Genomic DNA, 15,844 nt, shown 5'->3' with positions numbered 1-15,844 from the left:
CCCGCATGCCAAAAGACACGAACACCGCGCCCGCCCCGTTGGGCACCCGCGCCCGCCAGGCCCAGGACACGCGCGCCAAGATCCTCAAGGCCGCCATCAAGGTCTTCGCCCAGCATGGCTACGACGGCGGACGCATCGAAGCCATCTCGTCGCTGGCCAAGACCTATGACCGGATGATCTATTACTACTTCGGCAGCAAGGAAAAGCTGTTTATCGAAGTGCTGGAGACCATCTACCTGCAACTCAACGAGGCCGAGCAGAAACTTGAACTCGACCCCGACGATCCGGTTCGCGCGCTGACGCAGTTGGTCGACTTCGTCTGGCGATACTACCTTGAGCATCCCGAGTTCGTCGCCATCCTGAACAGCGAAAACCTGAGCCGTGCGCGGCATGCGAAGAAATCGGCGCGTCTCAATGAAATCTCCGGTTACGCACTGTCCGTACTCGACGGCATCCTTGCTCGCGGCATGGCCAGCGGCATCTTCTTGCCGGGGCTCACCGCGCGCGACGTGTACCTGATCATCGCCTCTCTCGGCTACTTCTACAACTCGAACCACCATACGCTCAGCGCGTTTCTTGGCGAGCCCATCATGAGCGCGCCGGCCGTCACGCATTGGCGTGACGTGATCCAGCGCACGGTACTCAACGCCGTGTGCCACGACGCCGAAATCCCGGCCGTCGACACCACGCAGGCACCGCGCAGGCCGCGCGGCCGCCCACGTCGCGTGGCCTAGGCGGCCACGGCCTCTGCCGCGCCGATTGCCGCCAGTGCGGCATCGCGCGGCATTACGGTCGCGTACTTCTGCTCCATGTCGAACAGGTTCGCTTCATGCGGACCAATTGCGCGGTCGCCCACGCAGTCCGACAGCACCAGCGGACGGAAGCCGTACGACATGGCGTCGACCACGCTGGCGCGCACGCAGCCACTGGTCACGCAGCCAGCCACCAGCAGTGTCTGCACACCGCGCTGCGCCAGCCACGCCGCCAGCGACGTGCCGAAGAACGCCGACGGCACCGTCTTGCGCACCACCAGTTCACCTGGCGCCGGCGCCAGTTGCGGCACGATCTGGCTGGTGACGCCATCTTCCTTCAGCGTCAGCATGCCAGGCACCTTGAGCGTGAAGATGTTGTGGTCGGCGTCATCATCGGCAAATACGATGCGGCTGTGCGCCACCGGCCAGCCCATCCGGCGCGCGGTGGCCAGCAACGGCTGCGTGTTGGTGATTGCCTCGGGAATATTGCCACCGCCGAACACAGCCGGATCGGCAAAGCCGTTGACGAAATCGATGATCAGCAGGCCAAACGGCGCCTTCAGTTCCATCGCCGTGCCAAAACCCTGGCGGCGATAGGTTTGCACTTCATCATGCATGAGCAAGCTCCTGACCGGAATGGGTCACGCCGTCGAGCACCTTGCCGGCAGCCACCACGGGCTCGCCATCGAGGCTGACAGTACAGCGGCGCAACGGAATATCGATATGGCACGCCGTGGTGCGGCTGCCGCCTGCTTCGTTGTTGGGGCCGAACGAACACAGGAAATTGCCTTCAAACGCGCGCGCGTCCATGCCAATGGTGGCCTCGCGGTCGTACATCGCCAGCGTGGACCAACGTGCGCGCGGTTGCAGACCCCAGCCGACATGCGACATCGCATACGACTCGGGATCGTTGAACGACGCCATGTAGTCGGCCAGCAGTTCGGCGTCGAGTCCGCCTTCGATGTTCGTCACATAGCCGTTCTTGACGGTGACATGGATCGGCTCCTGCACGTACGACTTCATCGGCAACAGGATATCGCCGCGGTCCAGTACCAGATGGCCGCTCGTACCGCCTTCATTGGGCCATGTCAGCACGAATCCGCTGGGCCAGTGGTCCCACCTGCCAGGCTCGTCGACGAAGCCGTACTCGCTGATGGCCGGAAACTCGCCCAGGTCGCAGCGCAGATCGGTACCCGCTTCCGACGTGATATGCATCATGCGGGCGCGCGACAGCCGTGCGGTTGCCGCTTTCACCCGCGTGCGATCGGCCTCGGTTGGCACCAGGCGAGCCAGTACTTCGGGGGGCTCCACCGCCAGCAGGATCTTGGTACCGGTAGACAGGATGTCGTGCTGCTCGGGCGAGAACAGCAGCGTCATCAGGTCCAGCACCAGGTCGCTGGCCTTGAGCGCCGCGATGGCAGCGGGATTGCCGGTCAACGGCGTGGTGCCGAGATAAGCCAGCGCATCGCGGCTCAACGCCTTCTCGCCATTGACTGGCGGCAGGTCGAGCCGGTTGACGATGGCGCCCATCGACGCCGCCGCCAACAGCGCGGTACGCAGCGTTTGCGGGTGCGTGTCGGCGCCGGTCAGCACGGTCACGGTCTGGCCCGCTTCGAGTTTCGACAGCGTAAGAACCTGCTTCCATGCGCAGGTCAGGTCGTAGTCACTGACAGCCATGCTTGGCTCCTTGCGGTTGTGCTCAGCCTGCGAGCGGGGCGCCGAGAAAATCGCCGAATGCCTGATAGAACCCGGCTTCGTTATCCCAAGGGATCATGTGTCCGGCATCGGGCACACGGGTTTCCAGCAGTCCAGGCCGTAGCGACTTCAATTCCTCGACATCGGCAGGCAATACCACGTCGCCGCGCGCGGCCGTGATCAGCAGCGTGGGTACGTCCACGTGCGGCAGGTCTGCATGGATATCGTCCGTATGGAAGCCATCGAAGCTGGCCAGCATCGCGCGCTCGTCGCAGGTGTGCAGCCATTCGGCGCGCAGGCGCAGTTGCTCGTCGGTCCAGGTCGGGCAGAAGCGGCGCATGCCTTCAGCATCCGTGCCCTGCGTGGCAAGGCGGATCGAATCCACGTACCACGGCAGTTGCGCCGGGTAGGCGCGGCGGCCCGGCCCCGAGACGGGCGGGTCTACCATCACCAGCCGCGTCAGCCCGGCCGGTCTGGAACGTGCGGCGCGAATGCCGATGCGGCCGCCCATCGAATGGCCGACGATCTGGTAACGCGCGAGGCCTAGCGCCCTGGCAAACTCGATGACGTCGGCGGCCTGTGCATCGAGGCTGTAGTCAAGCTCGGCGCCGGCCGACGACAGGCCGCGGCCGCGTACATCGAGCACATAGGTATCGAAGCGGCTACCAAAGCGCTCGCCGACAAAGCCCCAGGTGATGGCCGGGCTCGTGATGCCCGGCACGATGATGACGGCATCGCGTCCGTCACGGCCATCGCCGGTGCCACCATAACGAAGGTAATGCTGGCGAATGCCATTGGCGTGCACATTGCCGCCATAGAGAAACGTGCTCATTGCGCGGCTCCGATCAGTAAGCACCAGACAGCAACGCGCCGCCACCTGGCACCACCGCTTCAAGGTCGAGTTCCTTGAGCAGCGCGTACGTGGTGGCAATCGCGGCCGTGATCACGGGCTTGCCGGTCATAGCCTCGACTTTCTCCACCACCGGTAGCGACGGCATCTGGACACAGGCCGACAGCACCACGGCATCCACGTCCTTGGTGTTCATGGTGGCCACGATGCCGGGCAGGCGCGACGGATCGTGACGGCCCACTTCGAGATTGTCTGGAATCTCCAGCGCGCGCCATTCGACGACCTCGAAGCCTTCATGCTCGATGTAGTCGACCACTAGTTCGGTCAGCGGCTTCATATAGGGCGCCACCAGGGCGATACGCTTGGCGCCGATCACTTTCAGGGCATTTACCAGTGCCCCGGCGCTGGTCACCACCGGCGCCGTGCCGCCGTTCTCTTCCGTGCGTGACTTCAGGCGCGTTTCCGATGTGCGGTGATATCCACGCCCCATCGACATGATGGCCACCAGGCATGCATAGCCAAGCACATCCACGCGTGCATCGCTCAGTTCCAGCGCGCAGCGGTCGGACTCGGCGTCCATGGCTGCCAGCTCTTCCTTCTTCACCGTCTTCATGCGCATGCGGCTCGAATGGAACGTGAACCTTTCAGGACGCACGAGCTGGCGGGCGGCCAGCATTGCCGGGATCTCGGTCTCCATCGTGGTGTTGGAACTGGGGACGATCTGTCCGATCCGGAAAACTTTCTGCACTTGTCACTCCATTCGTCTGTGTCTTTGTCTACTCACCCGCCCTTGCCGCGCGGGACGCATGGCGCACGGATGGCGCCCTTCCGGAAAATTCTAGTGTACACACCTTATTTTTTCAACTGATCGTTGTTCTGGAAAACCCGCACTCATTCAGTGCCTTCTGAATGAATGAATCCCTTAAATAGCGCATTATTTCGCCATTCATGGGCATTGAATTAAAGTTGACGATGCATCATCAGGGTTTTCCATAGGCAACTGCAAAGTCGTCTTTACTTGGAAATTTATGGTGTGTACACTCGATTTCAACGTGACAGACCAACTCAGGAGAGACGTCGTGCAAGGGAATACTCGAATTGCGGTGATTGGTGCGGGCCTGGGTGGGACGGCAGCCGCCGCCCTGCTCCAGCGTGCGGGGTTCAACGTGAAGCTGTACGAGCAGGCGCCGGCCTTCTCGCGCCTTGGCGCCGGCATCCACGTGGGGCCGAACGTAATGAAGATCCTGCGTCGCATCGGCATCGAGGACGCCATGAACACGATGGGCTGTCACCCGGACTACTGGTACAGCCGCGACTGGAAGACCGGTGAAGTGATTGCGCAGATTCCGCTTGGCGACTACGCGCTGTCGCACTACGGCGCCAGCTACCTGACCGTACATCGTGGCGACTTCCACGCGCTGATGACCGATGCCGTGGATCCGAGCCGGCTCGCGTTCAACAAAAAGCTCGAACGCGTCGAGGATCTTGGCGATGTGGTGAAGCTGACGTTCACCGACGGCACCGTGGAAGAGGCCGATATCGTGATTGGCGCGGACGGCGTGAACTCGCGCATCCGCGAACACCTGCTTGGCGCGGAACCGCCCAAGTACACGGGCTACGTTGCGCATCGCGCGGTGTTCCCGATCTCGCGCGTCAAGGGCTTCACGCACGATCGCTGCACCAAGTGGTGGTCCGACGATCGCCACATGATGGTTTACTTCGATACCAGCAAGCTCGACGAGATCTATTACGTGACCGGCGTGCCCGAGCCCGAGTGGGACACGAGCAAGAGCTGGGTACCGAGCAGCGTCGAGGAGATGCGTGCCGCATTCGACGGCTGGCACCAGGGCGTACAGTCGCTGATCGAGGGCACGGTGGAAGTCACCAAGTGGCCGCTGCTGGAACGCGATCCGCTGCCACTATGGAGCCGCGGCCGCCTGGTACTGCTGGGCGATGCCTGCCACCCGATGAAACCGCATATGGCGCAAGGCGCGGCCATGGCCATCGAGGATGCCGCCATGCTGACGCGCTGCTTCACCGAAGCGGGCCTGCAGGACCACGCCTACACGTTTGCGCTGTATGAAGCCAACCGTGCCGAGCGCGCCAGCAAGGTGCAGAAGGTGTCGCACGACAATACCTGGCTGCGCACCAACGAGAATCCCGACTGGTGCTTCGGCTACGACGTGTTCTCGGTTGCACTGCGTGACCCGGCGGCCCGGCCGGTACCGGCGGCAGCCTGATTTCCCACTAAGAACGCCCCCACTAGCCCGATGACCGCGCCCCGCCCCCTGAAATTGCGCGTGAACCGGAACTCGCACGATGTCTGTGTGGATCCGCAAACGCCGTTGTTGTACATCCTGCGCAATGACCTGGCCTGCAACGGCCCGAAGTACGGGTGCGGGCTGGGCCAGTGCGGGGCGTGCACGGTATTGATCGATGGCGTGGCGGCGCGCTCGTGCATCGTGCCGACTGGCGCAGCCGTGGGCCGCGCCGTGACCACGCTGGAAGGGCTGGGCTCGCAAGCCGACCCGGACCCGGTGCAGCAGGCGTTTATCGACGAGCAGGCCGCCCAGTGCGGATACTGCCTCAACGGCATGATCATGAGCACGAAGGCGTTGCTGGCAGTGAATCCGGACCCGAGCGAGGCCGAGATTCGCGAAGCGCTGCGTTTCAACCTGTGCCGCTGCGGCACGCATGTGGAAATCCTGCGCGCCGTGCAACGCGCTGCCATCTTGCAGCGCGAAGCCAGCATGCAGCGCGAGTTCGAGACGATCCGATGAATGCCCACGCGCGTGAAACGGCACCTGTTGCATTGCCAGCCACCACGCTGCATGGATACGCCGTGCGCCCGGCTGGCGGCACGGGACGGTTGTCCAGCTTCGATGCCGACGCCGCGCGCCAGTGCGAAGGCGTCGCCGAGATCGTGGTGCGTGGCGACTTTCTTGCGGTTGTCGCCGCATTGCCGGAGCAGGCCAGAGTGGCAGCGGCGGCATTGCGTGCGGTCTGGGCGCTACCCGAACCGCAAGCGGCACCCGTAACATCCCACATGCAGCGGATTGCGTCGCATGGCGACGCCAGCGGCGCCCTTGCCCAAGGCAAGCCGCACCTCGATGCCACCTATCGCTGGCCGCTGATGAGCCCACGCGCCGATGCGTGCGGCGTGGCTACGGCCGACTGGCGCGATGGCGTGCTGCACGTGTGGCTGGCCTGCGCACAACCGGCCGCGCTGCGACTCGAACTGGCGGCGTTGCTCGGCATTGCCGATGCGCACGTTTCGATCGTCTGCGACCCCGATCCCCTTCCAGGCCATGACGGATTCTGCGCCCGCCAGGCTGCCGCCGATGCGGCGCTGATGAGCCACGCGGTCAGCCGCCCGGTTCGCGTTACGTTCCACGCCACCGATCCGGGCGCTCCCGCGGCAAAACTGGTACTGGACGTCAGCGGCACGATCTCGCCAGCGTCGGCTTACCGGATCGCGGCCTCGGCAACCGCGCTGGCCAGCACTCCCGTGGCACTGGTGCAAACAGGCACCGCGTCACCGCTTGAAGACGCCTCGCACGCCGATCCGGGCCTGATTCCGCCCTACACGTTCGATCATCTCGAAGTATCGGCAACGCTGCCGCTCGATGTGCCCGCCGATATCGCCGCGCGCGGTCAGGTGTTCGCGCACGAATCCCATCTCGATGAGATGGCCACCCGGTCCGAGATCGATCCGGTAGCGTTGCGGCTTCAATGGCTTGACGACCGCACGGGCAGCGCACTGATTGAACGTGTGGCGGCCCAGTCCAGCTGGAATGGGCCGCTGCAAGGCCATGCGCAGGCCGATACCGCCATCCGTCGCGGACGCGGCTTTGCCTATGCCAGCGTGATCGATGTCGAGGATGGCCGTCCAGCGCGCACATGGTCCGCCTGGGTAGCGGACGTGGAAGTCGACAGCCGCACCGGCGATATCAGCGTTACACGCGTTACCGTCGGGCATGAGCGCGAAGAGCGCGTGCCGGCACCGCATGCGCGTGCCACGACGATCGAGGATGACGTTACCACCGCTACCCGCTTGTTGACCGCTGGCGGTAGCAGGCACGACGATTGGGGCGATCTTGGCGAGGCCGAGCAGGCCGGCGATGCATTCCAGGTCGCCACGCAGGAAACCACACAGGAAACCGGGCATGCGATTGCGCCGCGCCCCCGCGTCGATGTAGTTGGCGCCCTGGCCGGCGGCGCGTCGGCCACGCTACCGGCCGCCGCCGCAGTAGCAAACGCGATCCATGACGCCACTGGCATCCGGCTGCGCGAACCGCCGTTCAGCGCCGGCCAGATCCGGCAAGCATTGGAGGATCAATCAACGGCGCGCGACACGCCGCGCAAGCGCCGCTGGCTGCTGGCCGCACTCGCGCCACTGACCGCACTGGCGGGCCTGTGCGCCACGGTCATGCCATGGCGGGCGCCCATCGCACCGGTGGCTCCGGTGGAACCGGGCTTCTATTCGGCGGCCACTATCGAGCGCGGACGCCTGGTGGCGGCCGCCGGCGATTGCGCGGTGTGCCACACGGCGCCCGGCGGCACACGCAATGCCGGTGGCTTCGCGCTTGAAACGCCATTCGGCACGGTGTACAGCACCAATATCACGCCCGATGTCGAGACCGGCATCGGCAACTGGTCGTATGCGGCATTTGACCGCGCAATGCGCGAAGGCATCCACCGCGACGGCCGCCGCCTGTATCCGGCCTTTCCGTACACGGCCTTTGCCAAGGTCAGCGAGGCCGACATGCAGGCGCTTTACGCCTACCTGATGGCGGCCGAGCCCGTGGTATCGCGCCCGCCTGAAACCAGGCTCGCCTTCCCGTTCAATGTCCGTCCGGCACTGGCGGGCTGGAATGCGCTGTTCCATCGCAATGAACCATATCAGCCCGATGCCAGCCGTTCGGCACAGTGGAACCGTGGCGCTTACCTTGCGGAAGGTCTGGGGCACTGCAGCGCCTGCCACTCGCCACGCAACGCGCTCGGTGGAGAAAAAGGCGGCAAGGCCTACCTGACCGGCGGCGAAGCCGAAGGCTGGGAAGCGCCCGCACTGACCGCGTTGTCCAAGTCACCGGTGCCGTGGACCGAGGACGACCTGTTCCAGTACCTGCGCACCGGTTACGCCGCAAGGCACGGTGCGGCGGCGGGCCCCATGGCACCTGTGGTGGAAAGCCTGCGCGAACTGCCGGAGACCGACGTACGCGCGATTGCGCACTATGTAGCTTCCTTCAACACGGCGACGGAACCAACTACAACGACGGTAGCCGCGGTAGAAGCGCGCAGTGACGGGGCGGCGCTGCGCCTGTCAGGCACCACGGATCGGCTGTACCAGAGCGCGTGCGCGGTATGCCATCAGGGCAATGCTGGCGTGCCGCAGTTTGGCGTGAAGCCGTCGCTGGCATTGAACAGCAATCTGCACAGCGCGCGTCCGGACAACGTGATCCAGGCTGTGCTGCATGGCGTGTCTGCGCCGCCCCACGCCGGTATCGGCTATATGCCGGGCTTTGCCGACAGCCTCGACGACGCGCAGGTGACCGCGCTTGTACATTACCTGCGTGAACGCTTTGCACCGGACGAACCGCGCTGGAACGGCGTGGCGGACACCGTTGCAAAGATCCGCCAGCAGTCCGCACATTGATGTAGCAATCGCTACATGAGTGCAGCAGGAACGCACCGCGGCCGCCCGCGCACCATTAGCAGGCGGCGAGGTGCCTGAAGTAGACGAGCAGTACACAGAATCGATGCCAAATCGATCGTAGAACGGCTGGCGCGGACCTTGCAACAAAGCAGAGCCGCCCGGCACGGCCAGATCTCGGGTAGACAAACCACGGCGGACACGCCAAAAGGAGCGACAATGCAATCCCCGTATCAAGACACTGCGGCTGTCCTGCCCCCAGCGGCAGCCGCAACGCCTGACGTGTACCGCAAGGTCGGATGGCGACGGTTTCCCGACTCGAACCTGACGCACGGTTCCATGCGCGAAGCCATCGCGCATGAAGTTGCGTGCGTGCCAGTCCGGATCCTGTAAGGAGAAGCCCCCATGTCCTCCACCCCACCCATTGCTGTCGGTGGTGCCCATCCTGCCATGGGCAACCATTCCGATCGGCCTTCTCATCACACCTCGTCGGCAAAGATGTCGCTGGAAAACGCCATCCAGGCCGCAGGCGTGGGCAAGTTCCAGTATCGGCTTTTCGTCATTTTCGGACTGGTGTGGCTCGCCGACGCCATGCAGGTGCTGTCCATCGGCTTCAGCGCACCGTCGATCGCCAAGACGTTCGGCATCTCGGTACCCCAGGCCCTGCAAACCGGCACGTTCTTCTTCGTGGGCATGCTGATTGGCGCCTTTGTGTTCGGGCGCCTGGCTGACCGCATCGGCCGCCGGCCCGTGCTGATGATGGCCGTGGTCATCGACGCCGCTTGCGGGGTGGCTTCGGCATTCGCGCCAGAACTGACCTGGCTGCTGGTGCTGCGGTTCCTGACCGGGATTGGTGTCGGCGGCACACTGCCGGTCGACTACACGATGATGGCGGAATTCCTGCCCAGCGATCGCCGCGGCCGCTGGCTGGTGCTGCTGGAATCGTTCTGGGCCATCGGCACCATTTGCCTGGCACTGCTGGCGCTTGTGGCACTGTCTTATGGCGACCAGGCCTGGCGCGTGATTTTCCTCGTCACCGGCATTCCGGCGCTGATCGGTGTGGTGCTCCGTTTCTATATTCCGGAATCGCCGATGTTCCTGAACCGCAGCGGCAAGTCGGACGAGGCGCGCAAGGTACTGCAACGCGTGGCAAGGACCAATGGCAAGTCTGTCGACATCCCGGCCCTGCAAGCCGAAGTGGTCGAGCCGAAATCCGTCTTCGCGCTGTTCTCGGGCAGTTTTCGCCGTCGCAGCTTCGCGTTGCTTGCCGCGTGGGCACTGATTTCGATTGCGTACTACGGTGTCTTTGTGTACCTGCCGATCAAGCTCAGCGCCGAAGGCTTCGCCTTTATGCGCGGACAGGTGTTCCTGGTGGTCCTGGCCATCGTCCAGCTTCCCGGCTTCGCACTGTCCGCCTATGGCGTGGAGCGTTGGGGCCGCAAGCCCACGCTGATCGGGTTCCTGTTGCTGAGTGCAGCTGGCTGCATGCTGTATAGCCTTGGCACCGCCCCCGCGCTGGTGGTCGGATCGACGCTGCTCATGAGCTTCTCGCTGCTCGGCACCTGGGGCGCGCTGTACGCATTCACGCCGGAGGTCTATCCCACCGATCTGCGGGCTACGGGCATGGGCATGGCCGGTGCCGTGGCTCGCTTCGGCGGACTCTTTGCCCCTGCCATCATCGCCCCGGTGATGGCCACGCATTTCACGCTGGCCCTCGTGATGATCTCCAGCATGCTGCTGATCGGCGCCTTCGCGATCAGCGCCGTCAACGTGGAATCACGGAATCGCGCGCTGGACTGAAGCGATTGAAACCGGAAAGGCGGCTTTGCCTGCTTATGCAAGCCGCCAGTCCCGCAAGCACGCTACGTATCAATTCAACGGAAAGCGCTTCGCCAATGCGGTGAAGCGCTCGTCTTCCTTACGCACCTGGGCCGCGAACTCGTCTGGCGTATTCACCAGCGGTTCGGCACCCGCCGACGTGATTGCCTTTTGCAGCTCCGCATTGCGCATGGCTTCGCGGACCGCCGCGTAGATGCTTTGCGTCACTGCCGGCGGCGTACCCTTCGGCGCGAACAGGCCAAACCACGTGGTGTACTCGTACTGCGGCATGCCGGTCTCCACCACCGTGCGCACATCCGGCGCGCCGCTGAACCGATGCGTGCCCTGGTTGGCCACGATCTTCAGCGTGCCGGCCTTCTGGTGCGGCAGCGCCGAGGCCACGCCCGTCACCGCGAAGTTCACGTTATTGGCGATCATGTCGGTAATGATGGCCGCGGTTCCCTTGTAGTTCACCACGATCAGGTTGGGCAGCGCTTCGGCCTTCAGTTGCTGCCCGAACAGCTTCGCCACGTTTTCACCCGTGCCCATCGAGCAAGGGGTGGTGGCGGTCTTGCAGTACTTGATCAGTTCGGGCAGGGAGGTGGCGGGGAACTTGCCGTTCGCCACGATCACCCCCGGCGATTGCGCGATGTTGGTCACGGGTACCAGGCTGGCCAGCGGGTCGGTACCAGTGAACGAAGGTGTGTGCTTGGTGAGCACGATGGCCGGTGTCTGCAGCAGCAGCGTATAGCCATCAGGCTTGGCCTCGGTCACCTTGCGCGTGCCGATCAGCCCGTCCGCACCCGGCAAGTTGACCACCAGCACGGGCTGGCCCCACTGTTCCCCGAGCAGCTTGGCCGTTGCGCGCGCCGAAGCGTCGGTGCCGCCACCGGGTACGTACGGTACGACGATGGTCACAGGGCGATCGGGCTTCCATGTTGGCTGCGTCTGCGCGCGTGCAGGTGCGGGCGTGATGGCGCCCAGTGTGACCGCTGCCACCGCTGTGGACAGCAGCAGCGCGCCCATGCGTGGATGGCGGTAGCGAGTGTGGTGGGTGATCGGCATGTAGGTCTCCTCCAATAGATTTTTTATATCTCGGCTGCGCTGGTTCAGCGTGCCCAGCGCTTCTCGAAGTCCCAGACTTCCTCAAAGCCGATCAGCTTGCAGAACTCGTTGAAGTCGGCCATCGGAATCTCGGGCGACAGGCTGGTGCCCGCTTCCTTGAGGTGGCGCAGCGACTTCTCCATTGCCGCCGCGGCAACCAGGCTGGTCATGGCCGGGAAGATGGCGAGCGAGTAACCGATCTCCTTGAGCACGTGCGCGGGCAGGATCGGGGTCTTCCCGCCATCGGCCATGTTCGCCATCATCGGCAGGTCGAAGGCCTCGCAGGCGCGCCGCATTTCTTCCTCGGATTGCGGCGCCTCGAAGAACAGGATGTCGGCACCGGCCTTCGCATAGGCCTCCATGCGGCGCATGGCATCGTCCACGCCAAGACTGGCACGGGCATCGGTGCGGGCAATGATGAGGAAGTTCTCCTTGTCCTGACGGGCTTCCGACGCGACCTTGATCTTCTCGACCATATCCTCGATGGGCACGCAGCGCTTGTAAGGCGTGTGACCACATTTCTTCGGGAATTCCTGGTCCTCGATCTGGATCGCTGTGACACCGGCTTCCTCGTAGCCGCGCACGGTGTGGTGCACATTGAGCAGGCCACCGTAGCCAGTATCCGCATCGGCGATCAGAGCGGCCTTGGAGGTGCGCGTGATGGTGCGCATGCGGTCGACCATCTGCGTATAGGTTGCAATGCCGGCATCGGGCAGCCCCAGGCTGGAGGCAGTGAGCCAGTAGCCCGAACCGTAGATGATGTCGAAACCGACCTTGGTGGTCATGACGGTCGCGATCATGTCCTGCACGCCGGGGATCACGATGAACTCACCCGCGGAAATTTTTTGTCGAAGAATGGGATTGGCCATGACGGCTCCAGTAGTCCAGTAGTCCAGTAGGCAAGAAAGTAGGTTCGCTGTGGCTCAGTCCATCGAGGCCAGCCACGGCTGATTCCGCTGCACGCGTTGCTCGTAGGCACGCAGCGCTGCGTCATGCCGCAAGGTGCGATCCACCTCGTCCTCGGCGGAGAGCAGTTGTTCCGCATGCCCGTCGGCGAGCGTGATGGCGATGACGCTGCCATCGGGAAGGCGCAGGCTACGGTCAGCAATCCCGAGGTGAAGCGGCGCGTCGCCGGTCTGGGCCAGTGCCTGCAACAGGCGCGCATGATCGGCCGGGGTCACGGTGGCCGCCACCACGCCGTTCTTCACGCAGTTATTGCGGAAGATGTCACCGAACGACAGCGCTACCACTGCCTTGATGCCGTAGTCCGACAAGGCCCAGACCGCGTGTTCGCGCGACGAGCCACAACCAAAGTTCTGCAATGCCACCAGCACGCCGGGCGGCGACGGCTCGGCCATAAAGCCCACCTCAGGCCGGCCTTCCGCCAGCCAGTCGGCAAACAGGTGCGCCCCCATGCCCGTGCGTTGCACCAGGCGCAGGAAGCGTCCGGGAAAGATGGCATCGGTGTCGATATCGTCGCGCTGCATGACTGCCGCGCGGCCTTGAACTTCTGCAATGACGGCTTTCATGCGAGGTACTCCCGGGGATCGGTCAAGCGTCCTTGCAGCGCAGACGCCGCGACTGCGGCGGGGCTCATCAGGTGGGTACGGCCGCCCTGCCCCTGCCGGTTCTCGAAATTCCGGTTCGAGGTGGAAGCACAGCGTTCACCTGGCGCGAGGCTGTCGCCGTTCATGCCGATGCACATCGAGCAACCCGATTCGCGCCACTCGAAGCCCGCATCGACAAACACCTGCGCGAGGCCCTCTGCTTCGGCGGCACGCTTGACGCTGCCCGAACCGGGTACCACCAGCGCGCGCACACCCTTGGCCACGCGGCGGCCGCGCACCACCTCGGCGGCTGCGCGCAGGTCTTCCAGCCGGCCGTTGGTGCACGAACCGATAAAGGCCACGTCGATCGGCACCGACGACAGCGCCTGGCCTACCTTGAGTCCCATGTAGGCAAGGTTTTCCTCCAGGCGGTCGCGCTCGGCCTGCTCGCCCAGCATGGCGCCGTCTCCCACGCTGCCCGAGAATGCGGCGCTGTCGGCAGGCGTGGTGCCCCAGGTCACAAGCGGCGCAACGGTGGCGGCATCGAACTCGACGCAACGGTCGTAGTCGGACGCGGCATCGGTGCGCAGTGCACTCCAGACCTGCGTAGCCTGCTCGAAGTGCTCGCGTGCGGCGCCCTGTACGCGTTCGCGCAGATAGGCCAGCGTGGTGGCGTCGGGTGCGATCAAACCGAAGCGAGAGCCTGCCTCGATGGTCATGTTGCAAAGCGTGAGCCGCGCTTCCATCGACAGCGCCTGCAGCGTGGGTCCAAAGTACTCGACGCCATAGCCATTGCCACCGCTGGTGCCGATGTGGTGGATGATGGCCAGCGCCAGGTCCTTGGCGTAGACGCCCCTGGCCAGCGCCCCCGAAATCGCGATGCCCATGGTGCGCGGCTTGCGCATCCACAGGCTTTGCGTGCTCATCACATGCGCGACTTCGCTGGTGCCAATTCCCCAGGCCAATGCGCCCAAGGCGCCGAGCGTGGCACTGTGCGAGTCGCCGCACACCACGGTGCTGCCCGGCAGCACATAGCCAAGTTCCGGCGCAATGACATGGACGATGCCCTGCAACGGATGGTCGAGGTCGAACAGGCGCATGCCGGTGGCCTGCGTATTGCGCCGCAAGGTGGCAATCTGTTCGCGGCTCTCCGCGTTGGGGATATTGGTCAGACGGTCGGCCGTGGTCGGCACATTGTGGTCCTGCACTGCAATGTGGCGTGGCGACGAACGCAGCGTATGGCCGGCCTCGGCCATGCTGGCGAATGCTTGCGGGCTCGATACCTCCTGCACCAGGTGTCGATCAATATAGATCAGGTCTTCGCCGGCATCGTTACGGGCAACCGCGTGGGCCGCCCAGATCTTGTCGAACAGGGTTGTCATGATGTCAGTCCAGCCTGATGTTGGCGGCCTTGACGATGGCCTTGTTCTTGTCGAGGTCACGCACGATCTCGCGGCCGTAGGCGTCGGGCGTGCCCGGCGTGGCGACGATGCCCAGCGATGCCAGGCGCTCACGCATTGCGGGATCACTCAACACTTTCTGCAGCGCGGCGCTCAGCTTGTCGATCACCGGCTTGGGCGTGCGTGCCGGGGCCATCAGGCCAACCCATGAATTGATCTCGAAGTCCTTCAGCCCGGTTTCGATCAGCGTCGGCACGTTGGGCAGCGACGGTGCGCGCTGGCGCGAGGTAACGGCCACTGCATCAACCTGGCCACTCTTGACGAACGGCATGGCACCGGTCACCGCCGCGAACGTGACCGGCAGCGTGCCTCCAACCACGTCCAACAATGCCTGGCCGCCGCCCTTGTAAGGCACGTGCGTCATCGGGATGCCGGTGCGCTGGTGAAACATCTCGCCAGCCAGGTGCGTGGTGCTGCCATTGCCCGCGCTACCGTAGGACATACCGCCCGCCACGGTCTTCGCATAGTTCTGCAAGTCGGCAACGTTCTTGATACCCAGCTTAGGATTGGCCGCGATCAGCAGAATGGCGTCGCCGATCTTGCCGATGGGCGCAAAGTCCTTGACCGTGTCGAACGGCACCTTGGCGTAGACATTGGGGTTGATGACCAGCGTGCCGTCATAGCCGAGCAGCAGCGTGTAGCCGTCCGGTTCGGCCTTCGCCACCATCTGGGTACCGATATTGCCGCCGGCGCCAGGCTTGTTGTCCACCACGATCTGCTGGCCGAGTTGCTGGCCAAGCTTCTCGGCCACGATGCGCGCGCTGGTGTCGGTCACGCCGGCATTGGCAAACGGCACGATCAGCCGGATTGGCTTGTTGGGATAGTCGGTCTGCGCGTGCGCGGCAGGCAGGCCGCACGCGGCCAATGCCAGGGTTGCGCCCAGCAGGCGGCGGCGGGCTTGTGCGGACTTGGTGAGATATGGGTTCACGATGGCTGTCTCCGGTATTGTTGGATAAAGGCATCTG

Annotated in this window: 15 protein-coding genes; 6 read left to right on the top strand and 9 right to left on the bottom strand. The window is 64.3% G+C overall.

Annotated elements, in window-relative coordinates; genetic code table 11:
- Positions 1–5: 5 nt before the first annotated feature.
- Positions 6–734: a TetR/AcrR family transcriptional regulator gene (locus tag ACO550_RS33820; protein ID WP_315597623.1), complete on the top strand. Its 729-nt coding sequence runs from the start codon at positions 6–8 to the stop codon at positions 732–734.
- Here the strand turns inward: ACO550_RS33820 and ACO550_RS33815 are convergent.
- From ACO550_RS33815 to ACO550_RS33800, 4 genes are read right to left on the bottom strand one after another with little or no spacing between them, the layout of a single operon-like run.
- Positions 731–1,369 carry an N-carbamoylsarcosine amidohydrolase gene (locus tag ACO550_RS33815; protein ID WP_315597624.1) on the bottom strand — a complete coding sequence of 213 codons (639 nt, stop codon included), beginning with the start codon at positions 1,367–1,369 and terminating at the stop codon, positions 731–733. The genes ACO550_RS33820 and ACO550_RS33815 overlap by 4 nt on opposite strands.
- Entirely contained in the window at positions 1,362–2,429 is a 1,068-nt protein-coding gene (locus tag ACO550_RS33810) for a 2,5-dihydroxypyridine 5,6-dioxygenase NicX family protein (protein WP_315597625.1), read from the bottom strand. The genes ACO550_RS33815 and ACO550_RS33810 overlap by 8 nt, the downstream gene beginning before the upstream one ends.
- A 22-nt stretch (positions 2,430–2,451) precedes the next feature.
- A complete protein-coding gene (locus ACO550_RS33805; RefSeq protein WP_315597626.1) occupies positions 2,452–3,279 on the bottom strand; it encodes an alpha/beta fold hydrolase in 828 nt (275 codons plus the stop codon).
- Positions 3,280–3,292: 13 nt separating this feature from the next.
- Complete coding sequence (locus tag ACO550_RS33800; RefSeq protein WP_485995091.1) at positions 3,293–4,045, bottom strand: maleate cis-trans isomerase family protein; 753 nt, start codon at positions 4,043–4,045, stop codon at positions 3,293–3,295.
- Between the two features lie 331 nt (positions 4,046–4,376).
- On the opposite strand from ACO550_RS33800, the gene ACO550_RS33795 reads away from it, so the two are divergent.
- The 5 genes from ACO550_RS33795 (at position 4,377) to ACO550_RS33775 (ending at position 10,750) form a co-directional block, all read left to right on the top strand.
- On the top strand, positions 4,377–5,537 hold the full coding sequence (locus ACO550_RS33795) for an FAD-dependent monooxygenase (protein ID WP_315597627.1): 1,161 nt from the start codon (positions 4,377–4,379) through the stop codon (positions 5,535–5,537).
- A gap of 30 nt (positions 5,538–5,567) precedes the next feature.
- Positions 5,568–6,077: a (2Fe-2S)-binding protein gene (locus ACO550_RS33790; protein ID WP_315597628.1), complete on the top strand. Its 510-nt coding sequence runs from the start codon at positions 5,568–5,570 to the stop codon at positions 6,075–6,077.
- A complete protein-coding gene (locus ACO550_RS33785) occupies positions 6,074–8,953 on the top strand; it encodes a c-type cytochrome (protein WP_315597629.1) in 2,880 nt (959 codons plus the stop codon). Before ACO550_RS33790 ends, ACO550_RS33785 begins: the two co-directional genes overlap by 4 nt.
- Before the next feature lie 216 nt (positions 8,954–9,169).
- Complete coding sequence (locus ACO550_RS33780) at positions 9,170–9,343, top strand: hypothetical protein (protein ID WP_315597630.1); 174 nt, start codon at positions 9,170–9,172, stop codon at positions 9,341–9,343.
- A 105-nt stretch (positions 9,344–9,448) separates the two neighbouring features.
- Entirely contained in the window at positions 9,449–10,750 is a 1,302-nt protein-coding gene (locus ACO550_RS33775; RefSeq protein WP_315597659.1) for an MFS transporter, read from the top strand.
- Between the two features lie 69 nt (positions 10,751–10,819).
- Here ACO550_RS33775 and ACO550_RS33770 read toward each other — a convergent pair whose 3' ends face one another.
- Genes ACO550_RS33770 through ACO550_RS33750 form a run of 5 tightly spaced genes read right to left on the bottom strand, consistent with a single transcriptional unit; the run spans position 10,820 to position 15,810 of the window.
- The gene (locus ACO550_RS33770; protein WP_315597631.1) at positions 10,820–11,833 is read right to left on the bottom strand and encodes a tripartite tricarboxylate transporter substrate-binding protein; all 1,014 of its coding nucleotides are present in this window, start codon (positions 11,831–11,833) and stop codon (positions 10,820–10,822) included.
- A gap of 44 nt (positions 11,834–11,877) precedes the next feature.
- A complete protein-coding gene (locus ACO550_RS33765) occupies positions 11,878–12,741 on the bottom strand; it encodes an isocitrate lyase/phosphoenolpyruvate mutase family protein (RefSeq protein ID WP_315597632.1) in 864 nt (287 codons plus the stop codon).
- A 54-nt stretch (positions 12,742–12,795) separates the two neighbouring features.
- Positions 12,796–13,401 (bottom strand): 3-isopropylmalate dehydratase small subunit, encoded by a 606-nt coding sequence (leuD, locus tag ACO550_RS33760; RefSeq protein ID WP_315597633.1) that lies wholly within the window; start codon positions 13,399–13,401, stop codon positions 12,796–12,798.
- Positions 13,398–14,801 (bottom strand): 3-isopropylmalate dehydratase large subunit, encoded by a 1,404-nt coding sequence (gene leuC, locus ACO550_RS33755; protein ID WP_315597634.1) that lies wholly within the window; start codon positions 14,799–14,801, stop codon positions 13,398–13,400. Before leuC ends, leuD begins: the two co-directional genes overlap by 4 nt.
- Positions 14,802–14,805: 4 nt before the next feature.
- The gene (locus ACO550_RS33750) at positions 14,806–15,810 is read right to left on the bottom strand and encodes a Bug family tripartite tricarboxylate transporter substrate binding protein (RefSeq protein WP_485995095.1); all 1,005 of its coding nucleotides are present in this window, start codon (positions 15,808–15,810) and stop codon (positions 14,806–14,808) included.
- Positions 15,811–15,844 lie beyond the last annotated feature (34 nt).

Source organism: Cupriavidus sp. (assembly GCF_057315035.1).
The sequence above is the reverse complement of the archived record's forward strand: the minus strand, read 5'-3'. Positions and strand labels throughout refer to the sequence as shown.